This is a genomic window from Brevundimonas sp. KM4 (genome assembly GCF_000964075.1).
In the GTDB taxonomy this organism is placed as follows: Bacteria; Pseudomonadota; Alphaproteobacteria; order Caulobacterales; family Caulobacteraceae; genus Brevundimonas; species Brevundimonas huaxiensis.
This window is the reverse complement of the sequence record NZ_JZRG01000012.1, coordinates 121476-146838: the sequence shown is the minus strand read 5'-3', so window position 1 is coordinate 146838 and position 25363 is coordinate 121476. Positions and strand designations below refer to the sequence as shown.

The window sequence follows — 25363 nt, the reverse complement described above, 5'->3', positions numbered from 1 at the left end:
TCAGACGTCGAAATCCAGACCGAACTGGGCATAGAGGGCGCGGCTGTCCTGCCACTTCGGATCGACCTTGACGGTCAGGAACAGGTGCACCTGACGGCCGAGGATTTCATTCAACTCCTCGCGCGCCTTCTGGCCGATCCATTTCAGGGTCTGGCCGCCCTTGCCGAGGACGATGGGCCGCTGGCTCTCGCGCTCGACATAGATGTTCTGTTCGATCCGGGCCGAGCCGTCGGCGCGGTCCTCGAAACTGGTGGTCTCCACCGCCGCCGAATAGGGCAGCTCCTCATGGACGCGCAGATAGACCTTCTCGCGCGTGATCTCCGCCGCCAGAACCCGGACCGGCACGTCGGCGGCCTGATCCTCGGGATACAGCCACGGCCCCTTGGGCATGGACAGAGCCAGACGCTGCTTCAGGTCCTCGACGCCGTCGCCGTTGGCCGCTGAGATCATATAGACCTCGGAGTAGACGCCGCTTTCGAACAGCTTCTGCGACAGCGCCAGCAAGGTATCGCGGCGCATGCCGTCGATCTTGTTCAAAGCCAGAACGACCTTGGTCCCGGTGGCCTGCAGGTTGGCGATTATGGTCTCGGTGTCGTCGGCCGAGCGACGATCGGCCGCCGTGCCATCCCGGCTTTCGGCGTTGATGTGCGACTGGGCGTCGATCAGGTGAACGACGATGTCCGCATCTTCCGCGCCGCCCCAGGCTGAGGCGACCATGGCGCGGTCCAGACGACGACGCGGCGTGAAGATGCCGGGCGTGTCCACCAGCACGATTTGGGCGTCGCCTTCCATGGCGATGCCGCGCACCGGAAAGCGCGTCGTCTGCACCTTTTGCGTGACGATCGAGACCTTGGACCCGGTCAGCCGGTTCACCAGCGTGGACTTGCCGGCGTTGGGCGCGCCGATGATGGCGGCGAATCCTGCGCGCTGGTTTTCGATATCGGTCAAATGACGCCTTCACGTTTGAGGAGAGCCGTTGCGGCCGCCTTCTCCGCCTCCTGACGCGAACGCCCTTGCGCGGTCAAGGGCTGCACGTCCTGCACGGACACTTCGACGGTGAATGTCGGCGCATGATCCGAACCCGTCCGATCGGCGACGCGATAGGTCGGCAGCGGCCGCCCCAACCCTTGCGCCCACTCCTGAAGCGCTGATTTCGGATTGGTCACGGTGCGGGACGGCGGTGCCGCCAGTTCGTCGGACCAGGCCCGTTCAAACACGGCCTTGGCGGCATCCAGTCCCCCGTCCAGATAGACGGCCGCCAATATGGCCTCGACCGCATCGGCGATGACGCCGGCCTTGCGCCGCCCGCCGGTCTTGGTCTCGCCGGGCGAGAGCCGCAGCGCAGGCCCCACGCCCAGGGCTTCGCCCACCCGGGCGCAGGCCCCCTTGTCGACCAAGGCGTGCAGGCTGGACGACAGCTGGCCCTCGTCCGCCGTCGGAAACTGGGCCGACAGCCGCTCGGCGACCAGCAGACCCAGCACCCGGTCGCCCAGGAACTCTAGCCGCTCGTTGTCGCGTGGACCGTGGATGCCGGCGGGCGCCCCCTCGCCCACGCTGGCGTGGGTCAGGGCGCGCTCCAGCAGGGCCTTGTCCTTGAACCTGTGTCCCAGGCGCGTTTCCAGCGCCGCGACCGCTTCGGCTCTCAGATTGGCCATCAGTGCAGGACGTTGAAGAACCGGTCGAGCCGCACGTTGAACCAGCTGACGGGGTTCCACAGCGACGAACCGGGCTTCCACGAGAACAGGATGATCTGCGCCTTGCCGACCAGATTCTCGGCCGGGACCATGCCCACGCCGCTGGACTGTTCGACACGGCTGTCGATCGAGTTGTCGCGGTTGTCGCCCATCATGAAGTAGTGACCGGCCGGGACTTCATAGACCGGGGTGTCGTCCAGATCGTTTCCGGGACCGAAGTCCTGGGTCATGAAGCTCTTGCCTTCCGGCAGGGTCTCGCGGACCTCGGTCACAGGACGCGGCCCGAAGATGTCGTTGATCTCCTGCTCGCTGACCACGACGTCCTGCACAGGCTTGTCGTTGATATACAGTTTGTTGGCGATCATCTGGATGCGGTCGCCGGGCAGGCCGATCACCCGCTTGATGAAGTCGGTCTTGTTGTCGCGCGGCAGTTTGAACACGACGATGTCGCCGCGCTTGGGCGCCGAGCCCATGATCCGCCCGTCGAACAGCGGCGGGCTGAACGGGATCGAGTGCTTGGAGAAGCCATAAGACCACTTGGAGACGACGATATAGTCGCCTTCGTAGAGGTTCGGCTCCATCGAGGCCGAAGGAATGGTGAAGGGCTGGAACAAGAAGATGCGCAGCACCATCGCGATCAGCAGGGCAAAGACGATGGTCTTGAAGATTTCGCCGGTCTCGCTGGCCGCCGAAGCCGCCTTGTCGCCGCGCTTGGGCGTCTTGGCATAGACCTTCTGGTTCGCCGTCGTCGGCTCCTGCACCGACCTGACCGGAGCGTCCGCCTCCGAGGCCGCAAATCGTTCTTCGGGGGTGGCGTCGCGATTGGCGTCGTCGGGCTTTTGGTCTTCGCTCATGCGATCAGGCATCCTCGCCGCGTCCGCGCGGTCATCGCGCACGCCTATAACCTGATTACGACTGCGGCAAGGCTTCGATCACCACGAAGGCGAGCGCATACGGATGTTCGTCGCTCAGCGTCAGGTGGATTTTGGCCTCGTGTCCGGGCGGCGTCAGACGCGCCAGATGCTCGGCCGCATGGCCGGTGAGCGCCATCGTCGGCTGGCCCGAACGCAGGTTCACCACCCCCATGTCGCGCCAATAGACATCGGCCCGCATGCCTGTTCCCAAGGCCTTGGCGCAGGCCTCCTTGGCGGCGAATCGTTTGGCGTAGCTCCAGGCCGGGTCCGGCTTCCGATCCGAGCGGGTGCGTTCCAGTTCGGTGAAGCAGCGGGTCTTGAAGCGATCCCCAAACCGATCCAGCGACGCCTGAATGCGCCGGATGTCAGACAAATCTGCGCCGACGCCGATGATCATCTGGCCGCATCCATCGCCGCTCGCATCCGGCGGATCGCCCCGTCCAGGCCGATGAAGATCGAGTCGCCGATCAGGAAATGACCGATGTTCAACTCACGGATTTCCGGAACCGCCAGCATGCGCGGGGCCGTGTCGTAATCCAGCCCGTGACCTGCATGGACCTCAAGCCCCAGGATGTCGGCCTGGGCGGCGGCGGCGGCCAGTCGTTCGAACTCGACCTCCCGCTCCGCCGGATCGGCCCGATGGCAGTACCGACCGGTGTGGAATTCGACCACTTGGGCGCCGACGGCGGCGGCGGCCTCGACCTGCGCTTCGGTCGGTTCGATGAAGAGCGAGACCCGGATGCCGGCGTCCGCCAGCGCCTTGACCACGGGCGCGATCCGTCCTTCGTGACCGGTGACCGCCAGACCGCCTTCGGTCGTCACCTCCTCGCGCCGCTCGGGCACCAGACAGGCGGCATGCGGCCGGTGGCGCAGAGCGATGGCCAGCATCTCGTCCGTCACCGCCATTTCCAGGTTCAGCGGCTTGCCGGCGCGAGCGCACAGGGCGCTCAACACATCGATGTCGGCGTCGGTGATGTGGCGGCGGTCTTCGCGCAGGTGCGCCGTGATTCCGTCGGCCCCGGCCGCCAGCGCCGCCTCGGCCGCGCGCGCCGGATCGGGATGCGTCCCTCCCCGCGCATTTCGCACCGTGGCGACGTGGTCGATGTTGACGCCCAGCCTGACCCGTTCGCGCATGGCTCTACTTCGACAATCTGCGGCTGCCGGGATCTTCCACCGGAAGCGCGGCCAATTCCGGCGGAAGGGCGTCGGCCGGGTAAGCGGGCACGTCCAGCGACGCGAGGGCGATCAGCGGCACGCCCACATCCGCCTTGCCGCCCGAGCGATCGACGATACAGGCGGCGGCGATCACCTCGCCCCCGGCCGCCTGGATAGCGGCGATGCATTCGCGCGATGACAGGCCAGTCGTGACGATGTCCTCGACCATGACGACCTTTTCGCCCGGCTCGACCGAGAAGCCGCGACGCAGTTTGAATTCCCCGCCCTCGCGCTCGACATACATCGAACAGACCTTCAGGTGTTTGGCCGTCTCGTAACCAGGGATGATGCCGCCCACGGCAGGCGAGATGGCGACATCGACCGGGCCAACCGTGGCCGTGATCTTGTCCGCCAGCGCCTTGCACAACCGCTCGCAGCGCGCGCCGTCCATGAAGACCAGGTTTTTCTGCAGGAAGACCGGGCTGTGCAGACCCGATGACAGGACGAAATGGCCTTCGCGCAGGGCGCCGGCGTCGCGAAACTCGTTGAGGACGTCTTCAGTGTTCATGACAGGGTTCTAGACCCGGATCGCGCGCGGATGAACCCTGCGGCGACGCTTCATTCGATGTTTTCGTTCGGCCGCAGCCCGCGCGCGAGCAGTTCGGCCCAGACGCCCTCCGCGTCCTCGGCGAAACCGATCAGGTCCAGGTCGGAGGCCGCGATCATTCCATGTTCGACCAAGGCGTCGAAACCGATCACCGAGCTCCAGTAGGCCTTGTCCACCAGAACGACCGGAACCGGCGGCGCCTTCTTGGTCTGGCGCAACGTCAGCATCTCGAACATCTCGTCGAAGGTGCCGAAGCCGCCGGGAAACACCACCAGCGCATTCGCGCGCATCGCCAGATGCATCTTCCGCATCGCGAAATAATGGAAGCGGAATGTCAGCTCCGGGGTCGAATAGGCGTTCGGCTCCTGCTCATGCGGCAGGGTGATGTTGAAACCGACCGACGGCGCGCCCGCGTCCACGGCCCCGCGGTTGGCCGCTTCCATGATGCCCGGGCCGCCGCCGGTGGCGATGACATTATCGCGGGGCTCGCCGACGCGCCCTCGCAAGGCTCCGCCGCGCTCGGACGCCAGTCGACCGAAGGCGCGCGCCTCGTCATACCAACGGTGCCCTTCACGGATGCGCGCGCTGCCGAAGACGACGAGGGTCGAGCGCACGCCCCAGGCCCTCAACGCCTCCTCGGGCTTGGCGTATTCCATCAGGAACCGCACGCCGCGCATCGAATCGCCCAGCAGGAAGTCCTGATCCATCGCCGCCATGCGATAGGACGGCGAGGCCATCTGCGCCGCGTTCGGCTTTATCGGCTCGCTCATTCGCCCCGTGCGCGCTCGACGGAATCGACCGACGGATTGGCCCTCAGCGCCGCCATGATCGTGGTGGCATGCTTGGCGTCTTCGACCTCGACATCCACGTCAACGTCGAAGAAGTCCTGCTGACGATGGGCCATCGACAGGTTGATGATATTGCCGCCGGCCTCGCCGATCAGGGTCGTGACCTGACCCAGCACCCCCGGCGCATTGCGTATCGTCGCGCGAATCCGGGCGGCGGCGACCGCCTCCGTTTCGGCCTGAGGCGTCCACTGCAGGTCATGCCAGACCGAGTCGTCATCGGCGAAGGCGGCCAGGGTCTGGCAATCAATGGTGTGGACGGTCAGGCCAGATTCGGGCTCCAGAATGCCCACGATCCGGTCGCCCGGAACGGGCGTGCAGCATTGACCGAAGTGTACCGACACGCCTGGGGTCAGCCCGCCGCCGCGCACGAACAGCCGCGCCTTCTCGCCCTCGATGCGCTGCTTCTCGGGCCCAGACTTCAACCGCCCCTTCAGTGCGGGGAACAGGATTTCGGCCGCCGTCGTCGGCGACAACCGCCCGCGACCCAGGCCTTCGAAAAGATCGTCGTCGCTTGCGACCGCCAGCAGCTCCAGAACCGGCTTCAACGACACGTCGGTCAGGGTCTTGTCGACCCGGCCCAGGGTCTGGTCCAGCGCCACGCGGCCCAGCTTGATGAACTCTTCGCGCTCTGAGGTGCGGATATGGCGGCGAATGGCGGAACGCGCGCGGCCCGTGACCGTCAGGCTGCGCCAGTCGGCAGGCACTTCGCGTTTTGAGCCGCGAATGATCTCAACCACGTCGCCGTTCTGGAGCGGCGTGCGCATGGGCTTCAGCTCGCCATTGACCTTGACCCCGACGGCCGTGTCCCCGACCTCGGTGTGGACGGCATAGGCGAAGTCCAGAGGCATTCCCCCGCGCGGCAAGGTGACCAGTTGGCCCTTCGGCGTGAAAACGAAGACCTGGTCCAGATACATTTCGAGCTTGGCGTGCTCGACCCAGTCTTCGCCGCCCTCGCCGTGCTCGATCACCTGAACCAGGTGGCGCAGGTTCTGAAGCGGATCACGCCCGCCCCCCTGCTCCATCGCCTCACGGTCGAAGCCATAGGAATGGTTCTTGTAGCGCCAGTGGGCGGCGACCCCATCCTCGGCGATCCGGTCCATGTCCTCGGTGCGGATCTGCATCTCGATCCGCAGACCCCGGGGACCGACGACGGTCGTGTGCAGCGAGCGATAATTGTTCGACTTGGGCGTCGAGATGAAATCCTTGAACCGCTCGGGCACCATCGGCCATTCGCGGTGGATCACACCCAGGGCACGATAGCAGTCGTCCTCCGCCTCGACGATGACGCGGAAGCCGTAGATGTCCGACAGGGACGAAAAGCCGACCGACTTGCGCTGCAGTTTGCGCCAGATCGAATAGGGCGTCTTCTGCCGGCCATAGACATTGGCCTTCAGGCCCGCCTCGGACAGGACGCGCTCGACCTCGCTCGCCACGCCGTCGATGGCGCGACCGTGCTCCAGCTTCAACGCCTCCAGCCGTCGCTCGATAGCGGTCTTGGCCGTTGGGTTCAGATGGGTGAAGGCCAGTTCTTCCAGCTCGGACGCGATCGAGTGGATACCGATCGACCGACCCAGGGGCGCATAGACTTCCAGCGTCTCGCGGCTGATCCGCTCGCGCTTCTCCGGCTTCACGAACTGGAGCGTGCGCATATTGTGCAGCCGGTCAGCCAGCTTGACCAGCAGCACCCGTACGTCCCGGCTGATGGCCAGGATGAACTTGCGCAGGTTCTCGGCCTGGCGCGTGTGTTCGGCCTGAAGCTCCAGCCGCGACAGCTTCGTCACGCCCTCGACCAGGACCGCGACCTCTTCGCCGAACATGCCGGCGATGTCGTCGCGCGTCGCGGTCGTGTCCTCGACCACGTCGTGCAACAGGGCGGTGACGATGGTGGCGGTGTCGAGCTTGTAATCGGTCAGGATCCCCGCGACCTGAATCGGGTGGGCAAAATAGGGATCGCCCGAGGCGCGCAACTGCGAGCCGTGCATCTTCATCGCATAGACGTAGGCGCGGTTCAGAAGCGCTTCGTCGGCGGTAGGGTCATAGGCCTTAACGGCCTCGATCAGCTCGAACTGACGCAGGATCGGCGCGCGCTTGGGCTGCGGCGCCGGGTCGACGAGCGCCGTCTGAGGGTCGTTTTTGTTTGCAGCTTGGGGCGCCGGCGGAACCGTCTCGGTCCGCGCCGGCAGGATAGTGACGCCAGGGGCTCCCTCGGGCGTCAGTACCGCTCCTCCTGACCGCCGTCGCGGTCGCTTTGCAGGGCGCGGATCAGTTCCGCCTCGGCCATGTTCATGTGCTGCGGCGAGGCCAGCAAGGCGACCGTTTCGGCCTCGTCCTCGGCTTCCGTGCGCTCATCGACGCGTTGCAGCGTGGTGATGATGGTCTCGCGCAGTTCGTCCGGCACGACGGTGTCGTCGGCGATTTCGCGCAGAGCCACGACAGGGTTCTTGTCGTTGTCGCGGTCGATCGTCAGGGCGGCGCCGTTGGCGATGCTGCGGGCGCGGTGGCCAGCCATCAGCACCAGACCAAAGCGGTTCGGAACCTTCTCGATGCAGTCTTCGACGGTGACGCGGGCCATGAAATTCCTCGAACGCGGGGGAGAACCGCGTCAAATACAGATGAGGACGGCTTTTTGCAACGCCACAGGGGCGGAAGTTGGGCGTCAAGGCGCACTTCGCGGGACCGTGGCTTGCCGTTCTCTGAAGTTTCGGACGCCTTCAGGAACCTGGGAGCAGACCGTCCCGCCCTCGCCATACGTTCTGCAATAAACACTGGGGTCATCAGTATGGATGCTGCTCCATGGATCGAAGCGAGCAGGATTGGGCTTTATCAGCACTACGAAAATGCAGATCAGAACTGCTACTGCGGCGACTGCGATCGCCAATCCTAACGGCGCGGCCAATCGCGTCTGAATTAGCGCTAGCTCAATCCGCCGTCGGCTAGACCGCATGGGCGTCCGTCCCCACCTTGGCAGACACGACGAGCGCCGCAGCCCTTTGATGCGTCGTGGGATGCACCCAATCCGGCGCGATTTCGGCGAGGGGCCCCATGACAAACCGCCGCTCGGCCGCGCGGGGATGGGGCAGGATCAACCCCTGCAGATCACCGCTCAATCGTCCGTAGGCGATCAGGTCCAGATCGAGCGTCCGCGGCGCATTGCGAACCGACCGCTCGCGGCCGAACGCGTCCTCGATCCGGCCGAGCGCCGCCATCAGGGCATGGGGATCGTGTTCTGTGCGGACGATGACCACGCCATTCAGGAAGGCGGGATCGTGCGGATCGGGCCAAGCTTGAGAAGACCACCAAGACGAGCGTGCGACGACATCAATGCCTTCGCTGCGAAAACGCGCGATCGCCGCCTCCAGCGCTTCAGTGCAGGACGACCATGCCCCCTTGTCATTGCAGCCCAGGGCCACGATGACTGCATCATTCAGGTCGACCCCGTCATCGATTCCGACGGCGACCGCGCGATCCGATTTTTCATCTCTTTCGACGGCTTCGACCATGTTTCATCCCACCGACCGGCTGGCGATCTTCATCGACGGCTCGAACCTCTACTCCGCCGCCCGCGCCCTGCAGCACGACATGGACTTCCGGCGGATGCTGGACTGGTTCCGCGAGAGGTCCATCCTGACCCGCGCATACTACTATACGGCCGTGGTCGAGGGCGAAGAATTCTCGCCGGTGAAGCCGCTGGTGGACTGGCTCGACTACAACGGCTTTTCGGTCGTCACCAAGCCGGTGAAGCGGTTCACGGACACTAGCGGCCATAGCCGGATCAAGGGCAATATGGACATCGAGATCGCGGTGGACATGCTGGAGCTGGCTCCGCACATCGACCATGCGGTGCTGTTCTCCGGCGACGGCGACTTCCGGCGGGTGGTTCAGGCGGTCCAGGCCAGGGGCGTGCGGGTCACTGTCATCTCGACCCAGAAGACGCAGCCGCCTCATATCGCCGACGAACTGCGTCGTCAGGCCGACGCCTTCCTGGACCTGAACGATCTAATGACCGACTTCGGTCGCCCGAAGGCCGCCCAATGACCCTGACGCCCGAACCGCCCCGCGACTGCCCCCTATGCCCGCGCCTGGTCGCCTATCGTCAGGAGAATGCGCGCCAGAATCCAGACTGGTGGAACGGGCCGGCCGCCTCGTTCGGCGATCCGAACGCGCGTCTGCTGATCGCCGGTCTCGCGCCTGGCCGGACCGGCGCAAACCGGACGGGACGGCCCTTCACCGGCGATCACGCCGGCTGGTTGCTGTACGACACCCTGAAGAAGGCCGGCTTTGCGCAAGGCCATTACGATCGTAACGGCGACGATGACCTGACGCTGACGGACTGCATGATCACCAATGCGGTCCGGTGCGCGCCACCCGGCAACAAGCCTCTGCCGATCGAGGAGACGACCTGCCGTCCCTTCCTGATCGACAGGCTCAAGCTGCTGCCCAACCTGAAGGTGGTCGTGACCTTGGGCGACGTCTCGCGCCGCAACATCCTGAAAGCGTTCGGACGGCCTGCGTCAGCAATGCCGGCGGGTCACGGGGCGCAGGGCAAAGCCGGCGGCTACGTCATTCTGAACAGCTATCACTGCTCTCGACTGAACACGAACACCGGTCGCCTGACGCCGCAGATGTTCGAGGACATCTTCGCGCGCGCACGAACCCTGATCGAGGCCTGAGCCTCAGCCCTTGTCGCGCATCAGGCGGGCCTTGTCGCGCTGCCAGTCACGTTCGGCCGAGGCTTCGCGCTTGTCGTGCAGCTTCTTGCCCTTGGCCAACGCGATCTCCAGCTTCGCCTTGCCCGCATCGTTCAGATAGAGCTTCAGCGGAATGATTGTCTGGCCGTCGCGCTGGACCGCGCCCATCAACTTGTCGATCTGCTTTCTGTGCAGCAGCAGTTTACGCGGTCGGCGCGGCTCGTGGTTGAAGCGGTTCGCCTGTTTGTACGGCGGGATGTCGGCGTTGATCAGCACAATCTCGCGCCCTTCAACGGATGCATAGCTTTCGGCGATATTGGCCCGGCCGTCACGCAGCGCCTTGATCTCGGTGCCCAGCAGCTGGATCCCGGCCTCGATATTGTCTTCCAGGAAATAGTCGAACCGCGCGCGGCGATTTTCGGCGATGACCTTGGACTTCGATTGCGGCTTGGGCGCCATCAGATGACGCCCGCCGCCGCCATGGCGCCGTCAATCAAGGGTTTGACCGCATCGGAGGTCGGCGACAGCGGCAGACGCGCCTCCTCGTTGCATAAGCCAAGCTTGGCCAAGGCGTATTTCGTCGGCGCGGGCGAGTTGTCCAGGAACAGCGCCTTGCACAAACTAATCAGCCGGTCCTGCCAGTCGCGCGCCGTCGCGTAATCGCCGGCGGTCATCGCATTGTGCAAGGCGACCATGGCCTCTGGCGCGACATTGGACGCCACCGAGATCAGGCCGACGCCGCCATGGGCGTGGTAGCCGAGATAGCTGGGGTCGTCGCCCGAGATCAGGTCGAACTGGCCATCGATGTTCGCGCGCATCCAGCTGACGCGGCTCATGTCGCCCGTGGCGTCCTTGATGCCGACGATGTTCGGGTGGGCCGCCAGCCTCGCCACGGTCTCATTGGACAGATCGGACCCCGTCCGGCCCGGCACATTGTACAGCAGGATGGGCAGTTGCACGGCGTCAGCGACCGCCTCGAAATGCGCCGCCATGCCCGCCTGGGACGGACGAATATAATAGGGCGTCACGATCAGCGCCCCGTCCGCGCCCACCGTCTTGGCGTGGCGGGTCAAATCGATGGCTTCCTTGGTATAGGGAGATCCGGTGCCGGCGATGACAGCGACGCGCCCGGCCGTCAGACGCACGCACAGCTCGATGACGTGTTTGTGCTCATCCAGATCCATGCTGGCGCCCTCGCCCGTCGTGCCCATCGGGACGACGCCGTGGACCCCTGCGGCGATCTGACGCTCGAGCAGTTTGGCGAATGCGGCTTCGTCCACGTTTCCGTCACGAAGTGGTGTGATCAGGGCGGTGATCACGCCCTTGAACAAGGGGGCGTTCATGAGACTAAGCTGGCCTGCGTGGGGAGTGACGATGGACGAATGTTCATCGCCTTTGCAATGAGCGCGGGACGTTAGGTCGCCAGCGGCTCCGCCGCAACCGGGATTGAATGGGAACAGGACAGATCATGATCGCGACCAGTCTGGCGGCGGCCCTCGCCGTCCTTGCGCCGAACCCGCAGGACGCCCTGCCCACCCAGCCTGTGCCCTATGCCTCGGCGTCTTCGTCCGTGCCCGGCTATTCAGCGACCTATCAGGGTCGCGTGCTGAATGATCAGGACACGGCGCTGTTTCGTCAGGGGCTGGCGGCGGCCCGTGCGCGCGACGTGTTCGGCGCCCAATCCGCCATGTCGCAGATTAGGGACGCCTCGGCTCGGAAACTGGTCGAATGGGCGCTGATCGACACCTCGGGCGAGCAGCTATCCTACTCGGACCTCGCGCGCGGTCAGTCCGAACTGGCGGGATGGCCGCGCGGCGAATCAAGACGGGCCGCCGCCGAAAAGGTGCTGGACCGCTCCGGCATGGGCGCGGACGCGGCCCTGGCCCTGATGTCCGACGGCAAGCCGACGACGGTCGAGGGGGCCATCACCTACGCCTCCGCGCTGCAGCAGCGCGGCCGCCAGGATGAGGCGCGCGCCCTGGTCCGCGACTGGTGGCGCACCCGCTCGTTCGACGACGCACCGCAGTCGCGCATCCTCAGTCAATGGGGTTCCTGGCTGACGCCCGCCGATCACGAGGCGCGGCTGAACATGCTGCTGCTCGGTCCGCACGGACCGGCGACGCGCAGCATGATCAATCTGGTTTCGCCTGATCGCGCCGCCATTGCGAACGCGGTGATGACCCTTCGTTCGGCCTACAGCCCCGACGCCGTCATCGCCAATCTGACGCCGGCCCAGGCGGCCGATCCAGCGGTCGTGCTGGAGCGTGTTCGCCTGCTGCGATCGCAAAATCGGCAGTCCGAAGGCTTTGCGCTGCTGGCCAATCTTCCGCCGGCGCCGGGCCATACGACCGGCGACAACACCCTGTGGAGCGAGCGCCGAAACTACTTCCTCGACGCCCTTCAACAGGGCAACTGGCGCGCGGCCTATGACGCCATGAACGGTCACGGCTTCACCTCGGGCGACCGGATGGTGGACGCCGAGTTCTTCGCCGGTTGGGTCGCCCTGACCAAGCTGAACCAGCCCGAGGTCGCCGCGCGCCATTTCGAGGCCCTGCGCACCGCCTCGTCCACGCCGATCACCCAGGGCCGCGCCTTCTACTGGCTGGGTCGCGCCGCCGAGGCGCGCGGCGAACGCGACGCCGCCCTCGCCTACTATCGCAACGGCGCCCAGCATTGGCAGACCTTCTACGGTCAGCTGGCGGCCGAGAAGGCGGGGATGACCACGCTTCAGTTGCCGGGCGAGCCTGTGCCGTCCCAAGCAGACATAACCCGCTTCGAAGGCAATGAGATCGTCCGCGCCACCCGCATCCTGGGCGAGACCGGCGAAATGAGCCTCCTCCGCGTCTTCGCCTATCAGCTCGACAACGACCTCCCGACCATCAACGACCTGGCCCTGCTGATGGACCTGTCGCGCGGCTATGGCGAAGGTTTCACCGCAATGATGGTGGGCCGCGCCGCCAGCCAGCGCGGCTTTGTCATGCCTGAGCGCATGTATCCGGTTCGCATCCCGCCTCAGGTCGCCGGCGCCGCGCCGCTGGAATTCACCCAAGCGATCACACGCCAGGAATCCAGCTTCGATCCCCGCGCCCGCTCCGGCGCCGATGCGCGCGGCATGATGCAGTTTCTCCCGTCCACGGCCTCGGGCGTCGCCCGCCGCCTGGGCATGAGCTATTCCGCCGAGCAGTTATGGGATCCCGACTACAACATGACCCTGGGCAGCTATCACCTGGGCGAGCTGATGGCTGCGAATAACGGTTCCATGCTGCTGGCGACGGTTGGCTACAACGCCGGACCGGCGCGCCCCAGCCAGTGGATCGCCCGATGCGGCGACCCGCGCGGCGATGCGATCAAGACCATCGACTTCATCGAGTGCGCGCCTTTCACCGAGACGCGCAACTATATGATGCGGGTGATGGAAAACATGGCGGTCTACAAGGCGCGCCTGAACGGCGGCACGGCGCCGCTGACGCCTTCGGCCGACATCTCGCGCGGATCGGCGGCGGGCGCGCGGCCCTATATCGCCTACTGAGCCCGGCGGGCCGCCAGCAGCGGCCCGTCCGGCCCCTCGATCCACGCGCCGTCCAGCCCGAACACCTCGCGCAGGACGGCGGGTGACAGGGCCTGGATCGGCGGGGCGTCGGCGACGACTCGCCCCCGGTCCAGCACGACGATGCGATCCGCCACGGTCGCAGCCAGGGTCAGGTCGTGAAGGCTGACCATCACCCCTGCCCCATGGTCAGCGCGCGCTCTCAGGCGCTCCAGCACCAGACGCTGCGCATCCGGGTCCAGCCCGGCGATCGGCTCGTCGGCCAGCAGCAGCGGCGCATCGACGACAAGAGCTCGCGCCAGCAGAACCCGGGCGCGCTCGCCGCCTGACATTTCAGCAACGCCCCGGTCCGCTAGATGGCCAGCGCCGACCTCGTCCAGAGCGGCTCGCGCGCGTGCCAGCGCATCCGCGCCTGACAGAAACGGCGCGCCGAGCGCCGCCAGCTCTACCGCCGGCAAATTCCAGGCGATGCGCCGTTCCTGCGGCAGATAGGCGACGCGCTGCGCCCGCTGGCGTTGGGACAGATCGACGATGTCCACGCCGCCCAACCTGATTTGTCCGCCGGTCGTGGCCAAGAGGCCCGCAGCGGCGCGGATGGCGCTGCTCTTGCCCGCGCCGTTTGGTCCGCACAGGGCCACGACCTCGCCCGCCGCAACCGACACGCTCACCCCATCCAGCACGACGGCCTTGCCCAACCGCGCCTGAACCTTTGCTAGCGACAACAGGCTCACAGCCGCCACTCCCGCGCCGCGCGCCAGGCGATTAGGGTGAACAGGGGCGCGCCGATCAGGGCGGTGAACACGCCCAGCTTCAGTTCCTGATCCGTCGGCGTCAGTCGCGCCAACAGGTCAGCCACGATCAGCATTAGCCCGCCCGCCAGCGCCGAGGGCGCCAGAATTCGCTTCGCATCGCCGCGCACCGCCGCGCGCACCAAATGCGGTGCGGCCAGGCCCACGAACCCGATGACGCCTGCCACCGCCACGGCAGCCCCGGTGGCCAAGGCCGCCGCGATCAGGGCGAAGACCCTCAACCGCCCCATATTCAATCCGGACGCCGCCGCCCCCTCATCGCCGAGGGTCAGCATCCGCAGACCCGCGCCCGACAATGCGGCGAAGACGCCCGCGAGGAGGACGGCCGGCGTCACCCAGGCCACATCGACCCAGCTTCGGTTCTGCACCGATCCCAGCAGCCAGGACATGACCTCGGCCGAGGCGATCGGCGACGGCGACAGGTTGAAGATCAAGGCCGTCGCTGCGCCTGCGAAACTGGACAGAGCCACCCCGAACAAGATCAGGGCCTCGGGCGCCCGCATGGCCCTGGACGCCGCGATCAACAGTCCGCCCGCCAGCGCCGCGCCCGCCAAGACCGAAAGCTCGACCAGTCCCGGCACGGCCGCAGCGCCAAGCACGATGGCCAGCGCCGCGCCCAGGGCCGCCGTCGCCGACACCCCCAGCACGCCGGGATCAGCAAGCGGATTACGCAACAGCCCCTGCATAACCGCGCCCGCCAAACCCAAGGCGGCGCCGACGACCAGGGCGCAGACCGCGCGTGGCGCCCGCACCTGCCACAGCACTTCGGCCGGACCCGATGTCGGATCGCTGAAGGCAGCCGCATACTGATCGACACTGAACGCCGTCTCGCCTGCCAACACCGCCAGAGCCAGCGCCGCGACGATCAAGCCGATCATAACCAGGCACAGCCGAACCGTTCTGTTCACGGCCGCCCCTTGGCCATCATCTCAACCGCATCGGCGGCGAACCAGGCCGGGCAGGTCAAGGTCGCGGCCGGCAGGCGTGCCGCCGTTCGCCCCTCGGCCGCTCGCGCAACAACCGGATGCCGCCCCGGTCCGCGCAGGTCGGCGCGCAGCTGATCGAAGAAGCCGAGCACAATTCGCACCGGAGGATTCATCGCGATTCGCTCGACGCTGAGTGCGCCAAAACCGGGAGTGGCCGTCAGATTGCGAAATCCGGCCGCCCGCATCATCGCATCGATCAGCGTGCCTGGCCCCGCGGTGAAGCCCCCCGATGTCAGATACACGGCCCCCGGCGCCTCAGCCGTGCGCTTCACCGGCGCCGCTTTGGCCAACTGCCCGTCCATCCGTTGCTCTAACGCCTGCCCGCGCTGCATTTGACCCAGATCGCGCGCCACGGTTTGGATATTCCGGCGCACCCCATTCAGGTCCACCGCGTCATCGATCGTGACCACCTTGACCCCGCGCTGCGCCAGCGCCGACAGCAAGCGTGGCTCGCCGCCCCAGTAGCGCACCACGATGTCAGGCTGAAAACCCACGGCGGCCTCGAGCGTCGGACGCAACCGCCTGTGACCGACCGCCTGCTGACGCAGCCAGGCGTCAGGATCGTCGGCGCGCGGCGAAAGCGCGATGTCCGCATCCGGCGCCAAGGCCAGAACATATTGGTCGGCGCACTGGTCCAGCGCCATGATCCGCAGGGGCCTGGCCTGAGTCGCGGTGCTGCTGAACGCCAAGGCTGCCACGGCGACGCAGATACGCTTCATCCTTCGATCAGACCGGCGAACAGGGCGTCCAGGGTCGTGCGAACCAGTGCCTGCCGATCGGACCACGGGAAATAGGGCTTGGTGATCATGAGAGACACGATCCCATGCGCCGCAGCCCAGATCGCCTGGGCGATCGTGGCGGGATCGCCCTTCATACGTCCGGCCGTCACGGCGTCGCCGACGGTCGCTTCCAATGTCGTGAACAGGCTGGAGCCGAGCTCGCGCGCCGCGTCCTGAGCGCCTTCTCGCGCCTCGACCGGCCGGGTCAAATAGATCAGGCGATAGGCGTTGGGATGGGCGAAACCGAATTCGATATAGCCCTCGATCATCCGCCGCAGGCGCTGCTCGGGCGGCGCGGCCTCATCGGCGACGGCGGCGTTCGACGCGATCAACCGGGCGAAGGCGTCACGGCAGATTTCCTGCAGGATCGCGCCCTTGTCCGGAAAATGCATGTAGAGTGCCGTCGACGACAGCCCGACCTCGTCCGCGATCTTGCGAATCGTCGCGCCTTCATAGCCGTGCTCGACGAAGATGCGCTCGGCCGCCGCCAGGATTTCGCCTCGCCGCGAATGGCCTTCGCCCTTGGGCTTTCGGGTCGTGCGCGAGGCGTTCGAGGGTTGAGACAAGCCGCTGCTCCGGGTGAGGCGCCCTGAATAGCGACAATCCGTCCCGGACGCCAATCGACTTGCCGAACGCGGTTGTTTCAAATAGCGATTATGGGTTGTGGCGCTTTGGGGGCGGATGCGGTGAAGGATTGGGCGCATCCAGGGATCAGACCCCGCCGAAACGGCGCCTCACGACGCACGCCGAGCGGTTTTCAGGTCACGATTTTGATCCTGCTCACCCTGACTTCCGTCGTGGCGCTGATCCGCTGGCCGGAAACCGCTTTCGACGTCGCCTTGGTGTTGTTCCAAGCCGCCTTCGTCGTGTGCGCGTTGTGGAAGGCCGTCATCGGCATCGCCAGCCTGCGCCGCCCCGCGCCCGTCCCGCGTCCGATCGAATGGCCGCGCTACACCATTCTGGCGGCGCTTTACGATGAGGCGGCGGTGACGCCGCAACTGATCGCCAACCTCAGCCGGATCGACTATCCGGCGCACAGGCTGGAGGCCTTCATCGTGCTGGAGGCGCATGACGAGGCCACCCTGGTGGTAGCCCAGGCGACGCCAAAACCGCCGTGGCTGAAGATACTGATCGCGCCGCCGGGCAGCCCCCAGACCAAGCCGCGTGCCTTGAACTATGCCTTGGGTCATGCGCGGGGCGATCTGGTCACCATCTATGACGCAGAGGATCGACCGCATCCGCAACAACTCCGTCAGGCGGCGGCGCGCTTCGTCGCACAACCGCGATTGGGTTGTCTCCAGGCGCCGCTGCGTATTCGAGCATCTGCAAAGCCTGGCTCCTGGTTCCTGGATCGGCAGTTCGCTTTCGAATATGCGGCGCTGTTCGAAGTGACCCTGCCGGGTATGGCGCGATTGGGCCTGCCTTTTCCGCTTGGCGGCACCAGCAATCACATCCGCATGACGGCGCTGCGAGGCGCCGGCGGCTGGGACGCGCACAATGTCACCGAGGACGCGGACCTGGGCTTTCGCCTGTGGTCGCTCGGCTGGAAGCTCGGCGTCATCGACAGTCCGACGTGGGAGACGCCGCCGGGTGCGATGGACCGATGGCTGCCCCAGCGCACCCGTTGGCTGAAGGGTTATATGCAGACCTGGGGCGTGCACACGCGGCGTCCGAACGCCCTGGGACGGCGCGGAAGCTTGTCGCTGATCATGACCTTGGGCGCGGCGATCCTGTCGGCGGCCGCCCATGCCCCGACGCTGGCCTGGCTGGCGCTAGCCATCGCCGTCTGGGCGCTTTCCGGCGTCCTGCCGCCCCTGCCCGGAGGCTCACTGGGCGTGCTGGCGCTGGGCGTCATCGTCGCCTGGATGAGCTGTGCGGCCGGGGCGCGACGCGCCGGGCTCGATTACCGGCTGGGCGATGTGCTGGCTGCGCCAGCCTATTGGGCGTTGCTCAGCCTGGCCTTCGTCCATGCGGCCTGGCGGCTCGCGGTCGAACCGCACGTCTGGGACAAGACCCCGCACGATCGCGACGGTCAGATGCCGGAATTGACCGTCGTGGCGCTGGACGCTGGACGCGAGGCGGCCTGAGCGCCTATCAGCCCGACGATGGCGCCCGTCCTTTCTAAAACTCCCGAAACCCTCGTGACCTCCGGCTGGTCCGACTATGCCCTGCTGGACAGCGGCGACGGCAAGAAGCTGGAACGCTATGGCCGCTACACCGTCGTCCGGCCCGAGCCGCAGTGTTTCTGGTCGCCCCGCGATCCGAAAGCCTTCGAAAACGCCACGGCGACCTTTGATCCGCAGCAGGAGGAAGAAGACAGCGGTCGCTGGCGGTTCGACAAGTACGGCCCCATCGACGCCTTCCCTTTGAAATGGCGCGACGTGAAGTTCACCGGCCGTTTCACCCCCTTCCGCCACCTCGCCTTCTTCCCTGAACAGGCGGCCAACTGGGAATGGCTGGACGGGCGCGTGCGGGACTTTACACGTTCGGCCGGCCGTGCGCCGAAGATCCTGAACCTGTTCGGCTATACCGGCGTCGCCAGTCTGGCCGCGGCCGCCGCGGGTGCAGAGGTCACCCACGTCGACGCCTCCAAAAAGTCGGTCGCCTACGCCCGCGAGAACGCCGAACAGTCGGGCCTGGCCCAGCATCCAATCCGTTGGATTGTCGAGGACGCCCGCAAATATGTCGCGCGCGAAGTTCGTCGCGGCTCGAAATATGATGGCGTCATTCTGGATCCGCCCAAATACGGGCGCGGCCCCACGGGGGAAGTCTGGCGCCTGTTTGAGGACATGCCGGGCCTGCTGAAGGATTGCGCCGCGCTATTGTCAGACGATGCCGACTTCCTGCTGCTGAACGCCTATGCGGCCCGTGTGTCAGGACTGTCCCTGGCGCATCTGATGGTGGAGGCGACCCAGGATCGCGGCGGCTGGATCGACTGGGGCGAACTGGCCCTGTCCGAAGACGGCCCGGACGCCCGCGCCATCGGCCTGTCCTTCTTCGCGCGGTGGAGCCGATGAGCGAACGCGTCATCACCTCCCTGACCAACGACACGGTCAAGGGCGTCCGCGCCCTGCATATGCGCAAGGAACGCGACCTGACCGGCACCTTCCTGGCTGAGGGTTTGAAGTTCATCGGCGAGGCGCTTGACCAGGGGCGCGCGCCCCGGATGCTGCTGGTCGGCGAGGACGCCCGGCCTCATCCGTTGCTGGACCGCGCCAAGGCGGCCACACTTAAAGCCGGCGGCGATATCATCGTCGTCACCCACGCCATCCTCGAAAAGATCAGCCGCCGCGACAATCCGCAGACGGTCTTGGGCGTGTTCGAACAGGCCTATGCGCCTCTCGACAGCCTGAACCCCGCCTCGGCGCCCTGCTGGGTGGCGCTGGAGCAGGTGCGCGATCCCGGCAACCTGGGCACCATCATCCGCACGGCCGACGCGGCCGGTTGCGGCGGCGTCATCCTGATCGGCGACTGCGTCGATCCCTATTCGGTCGAGGCCGTGCGCGCGACGATGGGCTCGGTCTTCGCCGTCTCGATCACCAAGACGACGCCCGAAGCCTTCCTGACCTGGCGCAAGACCTGGCCCGGCAGCGTCGTCGGCACACGACTGGACGCCAAGGTCAGTCACCGCTCGGCCGTCATGCAACGGCCGTCGCTGATCCTGATGGGCAATGAACAGGCTGGCCTGACAGACGCCCTGGCCGCCGCCTGCGACGTCAACGTCAAGATCCCGATGCGCGGCCGAGCCGACAGCCTGAACCTGGCCATCGCCACCGGCATTATGGTCTATGCCGCGACGGACGAAGCCTAGCGCTGTTCCTCCGGCGCCACCCGCCCCATGCCCCACAGGGCGGCGATGGTGATCAGGGCCGAAATCGTTAGATAACCGCCGACGGCCGCCGGCCCGAACCGCTCGGCCAGCTTCAGCGCGACAAAGGGCGCCAGCGACGCCCCCAGTATGCCCGCCAGATTGAAGGCCATCGACGCACCGGTATAGCGCACCGCTGTCGGGAACGGCCGCGCCATGGCCGCGCCGATGGGCCCATAGGTGCAGCCCATCAGGGCGAACCCCAGCGCAAAGAAGATCAGCAGGCCGCTGAGACCGCCCCCGAACAGCGGTGCGAACAGAAAGCCGAACAGGCCGATCCCGACCGAAGATGCGATCAGCACCCTGACCTGCCCGTATCGATCCGCCAGCAAGGCTGTCACCGGTATGAAGGCGGCGAAGAACAGCACGCCGATCAACTGGATGGGCAGCACATCGGCCCGCGCCAGCCCCATTCCCGTCGTCGCCCAGCCCAAGGCGAAGACGGTCATCAGATAGAACAGGGTGAAGGTCGTCACGCCGCTGAACGTCCCCAGCACCAGCGCCGCCTTGTGATGGGCGAACAGGGTCATGGCGGGCGCCTTGACTCGCTCGTCGCGGTCGACCGCCTTCTGAAACTCAGGCGTCTCGGTGATCTTCAGCCGCACCCACAGGCCGACAAACACCAGCACGGCGCTGGCCAGGAACGGAATGCGCCAACCCCAGCCCTCGAACGCGGTCTCGCTCATCGTCGACGTCAGGACGATGAAGGATGTGGTGGACAGGATGAAGCCGATGGGCGCGCCCAGTTGGGGGAACATGCCGAACCAGGCCTTCTTTCCAGGCGGAGCGTTCTCAGTCGCCAGCAACACCGCCCCGCCCCATTCCCCGCCCAGACCCAACCCCTGACCAAACCGGCACAGGGCCAGCAGCAGGGGCGCCAGCAGGCCGACCTGCTGGTGCGTCGGCAACAGGCCGATGGCCACGGTAGAAAGGCCCATGGTCATCAGCGCCGCGACCAGCGTCGCCTTGCGTCCCACCCGGTCCCCGAAATGCCCGAAAGCCAGAGCCCCGATGGGCCGCGCGAAGAAGGCGATGGAGAAGGTCGCGAACGAGGACAGCAGTGCCGTCCCCGGATCCTCGCCGGGGAAGAACAGCGTCGGGAACACCAGCACGGCCGCCGTGGCGTAGATATAGAAGTCGAAGAACTCGATCGTCGTGCCGATCAGGCTGGCGAACAGCACGCGGCCGGTGGAGTTCTTCGGCAGGACGTCGGACATCTTCTTCTCCCGGTTATCCCAGCGATGCCCGTTTCCCGCCCGCCGCGTCAAGGCGATCAGGCGCCGCGCGGCTTGGCCCGGTTCGTCGCTTGCGCCTCAGCCGGGTTTTCCGGCCACGGATGACGGGGATAGCGGCCGCGCATCTCCGCACGCACCGCCGCCCACGACCCCGACCAGAAACGCGGCAAGTCCTTGGTCACCTGCACCGGCCGTCGCGCCGGCGACAGTAGGGCGAGGGTCAAGGGCACGCCGCCGACGGTGGGATGCGTCGTGACGCCGAACAGTTCCTGCACCCGAATATCCACGCGCGGCCCGCCCTCGGCGGCGTAGTCGATGGCCGCCGAGCCTAGCGGCGTGACCAGACGCGGGGGCGCCAGCTCGTCCAGGCGGCGCTGTAGGTCCCAAGGGATCAGTCCGCGCAGGGCTTCGACCAGACGACCGTCGGCAATCCCGTCCAGCGACTTTGCCCCATCCAGCAGAGGCCACAGCCAGTCCTCACGCGCCGCCAGCAGGGCGTTGTCCGACATGTCGGGCCAGGCTGGGTCGCGCGCGTGCAGGAAGGCCAGACGTGCGCGCAGTCCCGACGCCTGCTCGCCCCATTTCAGCGCGCCCAGCCCATCCGCCTCGATCTCGGCCCGAAGGGCGGCGGTCAAGGTCTCCGCATCCGGCGCGCCGACGACCTTTTCGTCCAGCACGATGGCCCCGATGCGGCGCGAACGGCGGATCACCGACCGCCCCGACGGTTCGCGCGCTAGTCGGTCCTCCGTCGAGATCAGGCGCGCCAGATCGCTGTCGATCCGGTCCGCCTCCAGCGCCGCCGCCAGTCGCACCCGGTCGCGCGTGTCGCCGCCGCCGAGTTCGGCGATCGCCACCCAGAGCTGACGCGCCAGATGGTCGGTCGCCTCCAGCACGGCTCCTCGCCCACTAGCCAAAAGGTATTCACCCGCCTTGCCCCGCGCCTTTGCGATCCGCTCGGGAAAGGCCTCGGCCAGCAGCAGTCCTGGATCGATCGTCCGCCCCGATCCTCCGCCCGCCGCACGCGCCCAGCGCTCCGCCAGCTTGATCGAATCGCGTGCTCTCTGCGTCCGATCACGCTCTAGCCCGATCAGGCGATCCGCCAGATCGATGCTCGACCCGCCCAGACCCGGCTCGCTCAACACCGCCGCGATCCGTGCCCCCGTCATCGCGTCGCCGGCGTCGGACGCCACGGCGACCATATGGGCCAGCCGCGGCGACAGCGGGATCTTCGTCAGGCGCAGCCCGTGTTTCGATAGTCCGCCATCGGCATCCAGCGCCCCCAAACGTGTCAGCACCTTGCGCGCCTCGGCCAGGGCGCCGGCCGGCGGCGGGTCGAGCAGGGCTAGTCCCTCGACCGAGCGGGCGCCCCAACGCGCCAGGTCCAGGGCCAGTCCGGTCAGGTCCGCCTCCTGGATTTCCGGCCGCTGATGCGGGACCAGCCCGCGCGTCTGTTCCTCGTCCCACAGGCGGTAGCAGACGCCCGGCTCGGTGCGCCCGGCCCGGCCACGCCTCTGTTCCGCGGAGGATCGGCTGACCTTGACCGTCGCCAACCGGGTCAGGCCGCTGGACGGTTCGAAGCGCGGCACGCGCGACAGGCCGCCGTCGATCACCACACGCACGCCTTCGATGGTCAGGCTGGTTTCCGCAACCGAGGTCGCCAGCACCAGTTTGCGCCGCCCCGGCGCCGCCGGTTCGATGGCCCGGTCCTGTTCGACCCGGTCCAGCCCGCCGTACAGGGGCACGACATCGACGTTCGGCAGCCGCAGCCGCTCGTTCACCAGCCTAGCCACCCGATGGATTTCGCCCTGCCCCGGCAGGAAGAGCAGCACCGACCCTGTCTCCTCCCCCAAGGCGGTCAGACAGGCCCGCGCCACAGCCTCTTCGAACCGTTCCGACGGATTGCGGCCCAGATACCGGGTCTCGACCGGCCAGGCCCGTCCTTCGGCCTCGATCACTGGCGCCCCGTCGAGCAGGCGCGAGACCCCGACCACATCCAGCGTCGCCGACATGACCAGCAGCCGCAGGTCCTCGCGCAGCAGCCCTTGCGTGTCTCTCGCCAGCGCAAGCCCGAGGTCGGCGTCCAGGCTGCGTTCGTGAAACTCGTCGAACAGGACCGCACCGACGCCCTCAAGACCCGGATCGTCCAGAATCATGCGCGTGAAGACGCCCTCGGTGATCACCTCGATGCGTGTATTCGGCCCAATGCGGGTCTGCAGCCGGGTGCGATACCCCACCGTCTCGCCCGGCTGTTCGCCCAGCGTTGTCGCCATCCGATCGGCCGCCGCCCGTGCGGCCAGGCGTCGCGGCTCCAGCACCAGCACCTTGCCCTGCAGCCACGGCTGATCCAGCAGGGCCAGCGGCACGACCGTCGTCTTGCCCGCCCCCGGCGGCGCCGCCAGCACGGCCGTATTGCCCGCGCTCAGCGCGGCTTTCAGCGGTTCAAGAACGGCGTGGATGGGCAGCATGCGTCGCCTCTAGCCTGCCGACAGGCGATCACGAAAGCGTCGTCGCGCCTTAACCACCCCGTCATGCGCGTTGCGCGCCGCCTCATCCGTCGCTAGCGTCCGCCCCAAGCAGCCGAGGGGCTGCATCAAAACGTGGGGGTATTTTATGTGGCGCGTTAAGTCGCTCGACGCGATCCTTGCCACGGCCGAGAAGAAATCGCTTCACCGGTCGCTTGGTCCTGTTCAACTGACGCTTCTAGGGATCGGGGCCATCATCGGCACCGGGATCTTCGTCCTGACTGCTTCGGCCGCCCAAAAGGCCGGACCGGGCATGATGATCAGCTTCGTCATCGCCGGCGCGGTCTGCGCGGTCGCGGCGCTCTGCTACTCCGAACTGGCGTCGATGGCGCCGGTTTCGGGCTCGGCCTACACCTACACCTACGCCGTGATGGGCGAACTGCTGGCTTGGACGGTCGGCTGGGCGCTGATCCTGGAATACGCCGTGGCGGCCTCGGCCGTGTCGGTCGGTTGGTCGGGCTATGTGCTCGGGCTGATAGAACAGGGGCTCGGATTCGACTTCCCTGATCTTCTATCCGCCGGGCCGACCTGGTCGATGAACGGCTTCATCCCCACGCCTGACTTCTCGGCCGGGATCGTCAACATCCCCGCCATCGTCGTGGCCCTGCTGGTGACGGCTCTGCTGATGGTCGGCACCACGGAATCGGCTCGCGTCAACGCGATCCTGGTCGCGATCAAGGTCATCGCCCTGACGGTCTTCATCGTCATCACCCTGCCCGTCATCAAGTCGGCGAACCTGTCGCCGTTCGCTCCAAATGGCCTGTTCGGCCAATATTCGGGCATGGGCATCGTCGGCGCCGCAGCCTCGATCTTCTTCGCCTATGTCGGCTTTGACGCCGTTTCGACGGCGGCCGAGGAAACCAAGAATCCGCAGCGCAACGTGCCCATCGGCCTCATTGGTTCGCTGGCCATCTGCACGATCTTCTATCTGCTGGTTGCGCTCGGCGCCGCCGGCGCTATCGGCGCTCAGCCGGTTCTGGGCGCCGCCGGTGAAGCGGTACAGCCGGGCTCGCCCGCCTTCGTGGCCGCCTGCGCCCTGCCCGCCAACGCAGAAATGCTGGTCTGCTCTAACGAGGCCCTGGCCCACGTTCTGCGCGTCGTCGGTCACCCCCAGATCGGCAACGCCCTGGGCACCGCCGCCCTCCTGGCCCTGCCCTCGGTCATCCTGATGATGATCTTTGGTCAGACCCGCATCTTCTTCGTGATGGCGCGCGACGGCCTGCTGCCCGAAGGCCTGACCAAGATCCACCCCAAGTGGAAGACGCCCTATATCGTGACCGCCGCCACCGGCATCGCGGTCGCCATCGCCGGCGCCCTGTTCCCGGTCGGTCAGCTGGCCGACATCTCGAACTCGGGAACCCTGTTCGCCTTCTTCATGGTGTCGATCGCGGTGCTGGTGCTGCGGGTCAAGGATCCGAACCGTCGCCGTCCGTTCCGCACGCCGCTGATCTGGGTGTTCGCGCCCCTGTCGGCGTTCGGCTGCGCCTTCCTGTTCTGGAACCTGCCGCACGACGCCAAGATGGTGTTGCCGATCTGGGGCGGGATCGGCCTGCTGATCTACTTCGCCTACGGCTACCGCAAGAGCCACCTGGGTCGCGGTGTGGTCGAGGTTCACGAAACGGATGGTGACGTTCCGCCGCCGCCCGTGCCGCCGATCCGCTAAGACCAAACCGGGCCTGTCGCACCAATCGCGGCAGGCCCAGCTATCGGC

General features: G+C 66.7%; 25 protein-coding genes. 7 read left to right on the top strand and 18 right to left on the bottom strand.

The genetic code is table 11. From position 1 onward, the window contains the following. From era to folK, 10 genes are all read right to left on the bottom strand, one after another. Positions 1-948, bottom strand: coding sequence for a GTPase Era (era, locus tag VH88_RS08360; RefSeq protein ID WP_045810827.1), 948 nt, complete (start codon positions 946-948; stop codon positions 1-3). Then, a complete protein-coding gene (gene rnc, locus VH88_RS08355) occupies positions 945-1655 on the bottom strand; it encodes a ribonuclease III (protein ID WP_045810826.1) in 711 nt (236 codons plus the stop codon). Before rnc ends, era begins: the two co-directional genes overlap by 4 nt. Beyond that, entirely contained in the window at positions 1655-2548 is an 894-nt protein-coding gene (gene lepB / locus VH88_RS08350) for a signal peptidase I (RefSeq protein ID WP_045810825.1), read from the bottom strand. The genes rnc and lepB overlap by 1 nt, the downstream gene beginning before the upstream one ends. Positions 2549-2603: 55 nt before the next feature. Next, the gene (acpS, locus tag VH88_RS08345) at positions 2604-3005 is read right to left on the bottom strand and encodes a holo-ACP synthase (protein ID WP_039245084.1); all 402 of its coding nucleotides are present in this window, start codon (positions 3003-3005) and stop codon (positions 2604-2606) included. After that, on the bottom strand, positions 3002-3742 hold the full coding sequence (locus tag VH88_RS08340) for a pyridoxine 5'-phosphate synthase (protein ID WP_045810824.1): 741 nt from the start codon (positions 3740-3742) through the stop codon (positions 3002-3004). The genes acpS and VH88_RS08340 overlap by 4 nt, the downstream gene beginning before the upstream one ends. A gap of 4 nt (positions 3743-3746) precedes the next feature. Beyond that, positions 3747-4331 carry an orotate phosphoribosyltransferase gene (gene pyrE, locus VH88_RS08335; RefSeq protein ID WP_045810823.1) on the bottom strand — a complete coding sequence of 195 codons (585 nt, stop codon included), beginning with the start codon at positions 4329-4331 and terminating at the stop codon, positions 3747-3749. A gap of 50 nt (positions 4332-4381) precedes the next feature. Next, the gene (locus VH88_RS08330) at positions 4382-5140 is read right to left on the bottom strand and encodes a TIGR00730 family Rossman fold protein (RefSeq protein WP_045810822.1); all 759 of its coding nucleotides are present in this window, start codon (positions 5138-5140) and stop codon (positions 4382-4384) included. Next, entirely contained in the window at positions 5137-7296 is a 2160-nt protein-coding gene (locus VH88_RS08325) for a bifunctional (p)ppGpp synthetase/guanosine-3',5'-bis(diphosphate) 3'-pyrophosphohydrolase (protein ID WP_082064421.1), read from the bottom strand. The genes VH88_RS08330 and VH88_RS08325 overlap by 4 nt, the downstream gene beginning before the upstream one ends. Positions 7297-7430: 134 nt before the next feature. After that, on the bottom strand, positions 7431-7790 hold the full coding sequence (gene rpoZ / locus VH88_RS08320; protein ID WP_017504892.1) for a DNA-directed RNA polymerase subunit omega: 360 nt from the start codon (positions 7788-7790) through the stop codon (positions 7431-7433). A 361-nt stretch (positions 7791-8151) separates the two neighbouring features. After that, positions 8152-8718 carry a 2-amino-4-hydroxy-6-hydroxymethyldihydropteridine diphosphokinase gene (gene folK, locus VH88_RS08315; RefSeq protein ID WP_045810820.1) on the bottom strand — a complete coding sequence of 189 codons (567 nt, stop codon included), beginning with the start codon at positions 8716-8718 and terminating at the stop codon, positions 8152-8154. Between folK and VH88_RS08310 the strand changes: the two genes are divergently transcribed. Together VH88_RS08310 and VH88_RS08305 are read left to right on the top strand one after the other, a co-directional pair. After that, positions 8717-9253, top strand: a complete 537-nt coding sequence (locus tag VH88_RS08310) for an NYN domain-containing protein (RefSeq protein WP_045810819.1) — start codon at positions 8717-8719, stop codon at positions 9251-9253. The genes folK and VH88_RS08310 overlap by 2 nt on opposite strands. After that, positions 9250-9888: a uracil-DNA glycosylase gene (locus VH88_RS08305; RefSeq protein ID WP_045810818.1), complete on the top strand. Its 639-nt coding sequence runs from the start codon at positions 9250-9252 to the stop codon at positions 9886-9888. The genes VH88_RS08310 and VH88_RS08305 overlap by 4 nt, the downstream gene beginning before the upstream one ends. A gap of 3 nt (positions 9889-9891) precedes the next feature. On the opposite strand, the gene smpB is transcribed toward VH88_RS08305, so the two are convergent. Together smpB and dapA are read right to left on the bottom strand one after the other, a co-directional pair. Continuing rightward, positions 9892-10365 (bottom strand): SsrA-binding protein SmpB, encoded by a 474-nt coding sequence (gene smpB, locus VH88_RS08300; protein ID WP_045810817.1) that lies wholly within the window; start codon positions 10363-10365, stop codon positions 9892-9894. Then, positions 10365-11249 carry a 4-hydroxy-tetrahydrodipicolinate synthase gene (dapA, locus tag VH88_RS08295; protein WP_045810816.1) on the bottom strand — a complete coding sequence of 295 codons (885 nt, stop codon included), beginning with the start codon at positions 11247-11249 and terminating at the stop codon, positions 10365-10367. Before dapA ends, smpB begins: the two co-directional genes overlap by 1 nt. A 125-nt stretch (positions 11250-11374) precedes the next feature. Between dapA and VH88_RS08290 the strand changes: the two genes are divergently transcribed. Beyond that, positions 11375-13435: a lytic transglycosylase domain-containing protein gene (locus VH88_RS08290; protein WP_197071028.1), complete on the top strand. Its 2061-nt coding sequence runs from the start codon at positions 11375-11377 to the stop codon at positions 13433-13435. Here the strand turns inward: VH88_RS08290 and VH88_RS08285 are convergent. The 4 genes from VH88_RS08285 to VH88_RS08270 are packed head-to-tail and all read right to left on the bottom strand — an operon-like array spanning position 13429 to position 16593. Continuing rightward, positions 13429-14184, bottom strand: coding sequence for an ABC transporter ATP-binding protein (locus tag VH88_RS08285; protein WP_045810877.1), 756 nt, complete (start codon positions 14182-14184; stop codon positions 13429-13431). The genes VH88_RS08290 and VH88_RS08285 overlap by 7 nt on opposite strands. After that, the gene (locus tag VH88_RS08280) at positions 14181-15170 is read right to left on the bottom strand and encodes an iron ABC transporter permease (protein WP_045810814.1); all 990 of its coding nucleotides are present in this window, start codon (positions 15168-15170) and stop codon (positions 14181-14183) included. Before VH88_RS08280 ends, VH88_RS08285 begins: the two co-directional genes overlap by 4 nt. Beyond that, positions 15167-15967, bottom strand: a complete 801-nt coding sequence (locus tag VH88_RS08275; protein WP_045810813.1) for an ABC transporter substrate-binding protein — start codon at positions 15965-15967, stop codon at positions 15167-15169. The genes VH88_RS08280 and VH88_RS08275 overlap by 4 nt, the downstream gene beginning before the upstream one ends. Beyond that, the gene (locus VH88_RS08270) at positions 15964-16593 is read right to left on the bottom strand and encodes a TetR/AcrR family transcriptional regulator (RefSeq protein WP_045810812.1); all 630 of its coding nucleotides are present in this window, start codon (positions 16591-16593) and stop codon (positions 15964-15966) included. Before VH88_RS08270 ends, VH88_RS08275 begins: the two co-directional genes overlap by 4 nt. Before the next feature lie 204 nt (positions 16594-16797). On the opposite strand from VH88_RS08270, the gene VH88_RS08265 reads away from it, so the two are divergent. From VH88_RS08265 to VH88_RS08255, 3 genes are read left to right on the top strand one after another with little or no spacing between them, the layout of a single operon-like run. Continuing rightward, positions 16798-18114 (top strand): glycosyltransferase family 2 protein, encoded by a 1317-nt coding sequence (locus tag VH88_RS08265; RefSeq protein WP_082064419.1) that lies wholly within the window; start codon positions 16798-16800, stop codon positions 18112-18114. A gap of 18 nt (positions 18115-18132) precedes the next feature. Continuing rightward, positions 18133-19044, top strand: coding sequence for a class I SAM-dependent methyltransferase (locus VH88_RS08260; RefSeq protein WP_045810811.1), 912 nt, complete (start codon positions 18133-18135; stop codon positions 19042-19044). Continuing rightward, positions 19041-19838, top strand: coding sequence for an RNA methyltransferase (locus VH88_RS08255; protein ID WP_045810810.1), 798 nt, complete (start codon positions 19041-19043; stop codon positions 19836-19838). Before VH88_RS08260 ends, VH88_RS08255 begins: the two co-directional genes overlap by 4 nt. Here VH88_RS08255 and VH88_RS08250 read toward each other — a convergent pair. Together VH88_RS08250 and hrpB are read right to left on the bottom strand one after the other, a co-directional pair. Then, positions 19835-21112 (bottom strand): MFS transporter, encoded by a 1278-nt coding sequence (locus VH88_RS08250; RefSeq protein WP_045810809.1) that lies wholly within the window; start codon positions 21110-21112, stop codon positions 19835-19837. The genes VH88_RS08255 and VH88_RS08250 overlap by 4 nt on opposite strands. A gap of 56 nt (positions 21113-21168) precedes the next feature. Beyond that, positions 21169-23595, bottom strand: coding sequence for an ATP-dependent helicase HrpB (gene hrpB, locus VH88_RS08245; RefSeq protein ID WP_045810808.1), 2427 nt, complete (start codon positions 23593-23595; stop codon positions 21169-21171). Between the two features lie 145 nt (positions 23596-23740). Between hrpB and VH88_RS08240 the strand changes: the two genes are divergently transcribed. Continuing rightward, positions 23741-25315: an amino acid permease gene (locus VH88_RS08240; RefSeq protein ID WP_045810807.1), complete on the top strand. Its 1575-nt coding sequence runs from the start codon at positions 23741-23743 to the stop codon at positions 25313-25315. Positions 25316-25363: the final 48 nt, after the last annotated feature.

Excerpts from the sequence above, each read along its gene's own strand:
- VH88_RS08340 (WP_045810824.1), bottom strand. The coding sequence starts at position 3,742 with ATGCGCGAACGGGTCAGGCTGGGCGTCAACATCGACCACGTCGCCACG.
- smpB (WP_045810817.1), bottom strand. The coding sequence starts at position 10,365 with ATGGCGCCCAAGCCGCAATCGAAGTCCAAGGTCATCGCCGAAAATCGC.
- hrpB (WP_045810808.1), bottom strand. The coding sequence starts at position 23,595 with ATGCTGCCCATCCACGCCGTTCTTGAACCGCTGAAAGCCGCGCTGAGC.
- VH88_RS08330 (WP_045810822.1), bottom strand. The coding sequence starts at position 5,140 with ATGAGCGAGCCGATAAAGCCGAACGCGGCGCAGATGGCCTCGCCGTCC.
- rnc (WP_045810826.1), bottom strand. The coding sequence starts at position 1,655 with ATGGCCAATCTGAGAGCCGAAGCGGTCGCGGCGCTGGAAACGCGCCTG.
- VH88_RS08260 (WP_045810811.1), top strand. The coding sequence starts at position 18,133 with ATGGCGCCCGTCCTTTCTAAAACTCCCGAAACCCTCGTGACCTCCGGC.
- VH88_RS08305 (WP_045810818.1), top strand. The coding sequence starts at position 9,250 with ATGACCCTGACGCCCGAACCGCCCCGCGACTGCCCCCTATGCCCGCGC.
- folK (WP_045810820.1), bottom strand. The coding sequence starts at position 8,718 with ATGGTCGAAGCCGTCGAAAGAGATGAAAAATCGGATCGCGCGGTCGCC.
- VH88_RS08290 (WP_197071028.1), top strand. The coding sequence starts at position 11,375 with ATGATCGCGACCAGTCTGGCGGCGGCCCTCGCCGTCCTTGCGCCGAAC.
- acpS (WP_039245084.1), bottom strand. The coding sequence starts at position 3,005 with ATGATCATCGGCGTCGGCGCAGATTTGTCTGACATCCGGCGCATTCAG.
- VH88_RS08250 (WP_045810809.1), bottom strand. The coding sequence starts at position 21,112 with ATGTCCGACGTCCTGCCGAAGAACTCCACCGGCCGCGTGCTGTTCGCC.
- rpoZ (WP_017504892.1), bottom strand. The coding sequence starts at position 7,790 with ATGGCCCGCGTCACCGTCGAAGACTGCATCGAGAAGGTTCCGAACCGC.
- VH88_RS08240 (WP_045810807.1), top strand. The coding sequence starts at position 23,741 with ATGTGGCGCGTTAAGTCGCTCGACGCGATCCTTGCCACGGCCGAGAAG.
- VH88_RS08255 (WP_045810810.1), top strand. The coding sequence starts at position 19,041 with ATGAGCGAACGCGTCATCACCTCCCTGACCAACGACACGGTCAAGGGC.
- pyrE (WP_045810823.1), bottom strand. The coding sequence starts at position 4,331 with ATGAACACTGAAGACGTCCTCAACGAGTTTCGCGACGCCGGCGCCCTG.
- dapA (WP_045810816.1), bottom strand. The coding sequence starts at position 11,249 with ATGAACGCCCCCTTGTTCAAGGGCGTGATCACCGCCCTGATCACACCA.
- VH88_RS08275 (WP_045810813.1), bottom strand. The coding sequence starts at position 15,967 with ATGAAGCGTATCTGCGTCGCCGTGGCAGCCTTGGCGTTCAGCAGCACC.
- lepB (WP_045810825.1), bottom strand. The coding sequence starts at position 2,548 with ATGAGCGAAGACCAAAAGCCCGACGACGCCAATCGCGACGCCACCCCC.
- VH88_RS08310 (WP_045810819.1), top strand. The coding sequence starts at position 8,717 with ATGTTTCATCCCACCGACCGGCTGGCGATCTTCATCGACGGCTCGAAC.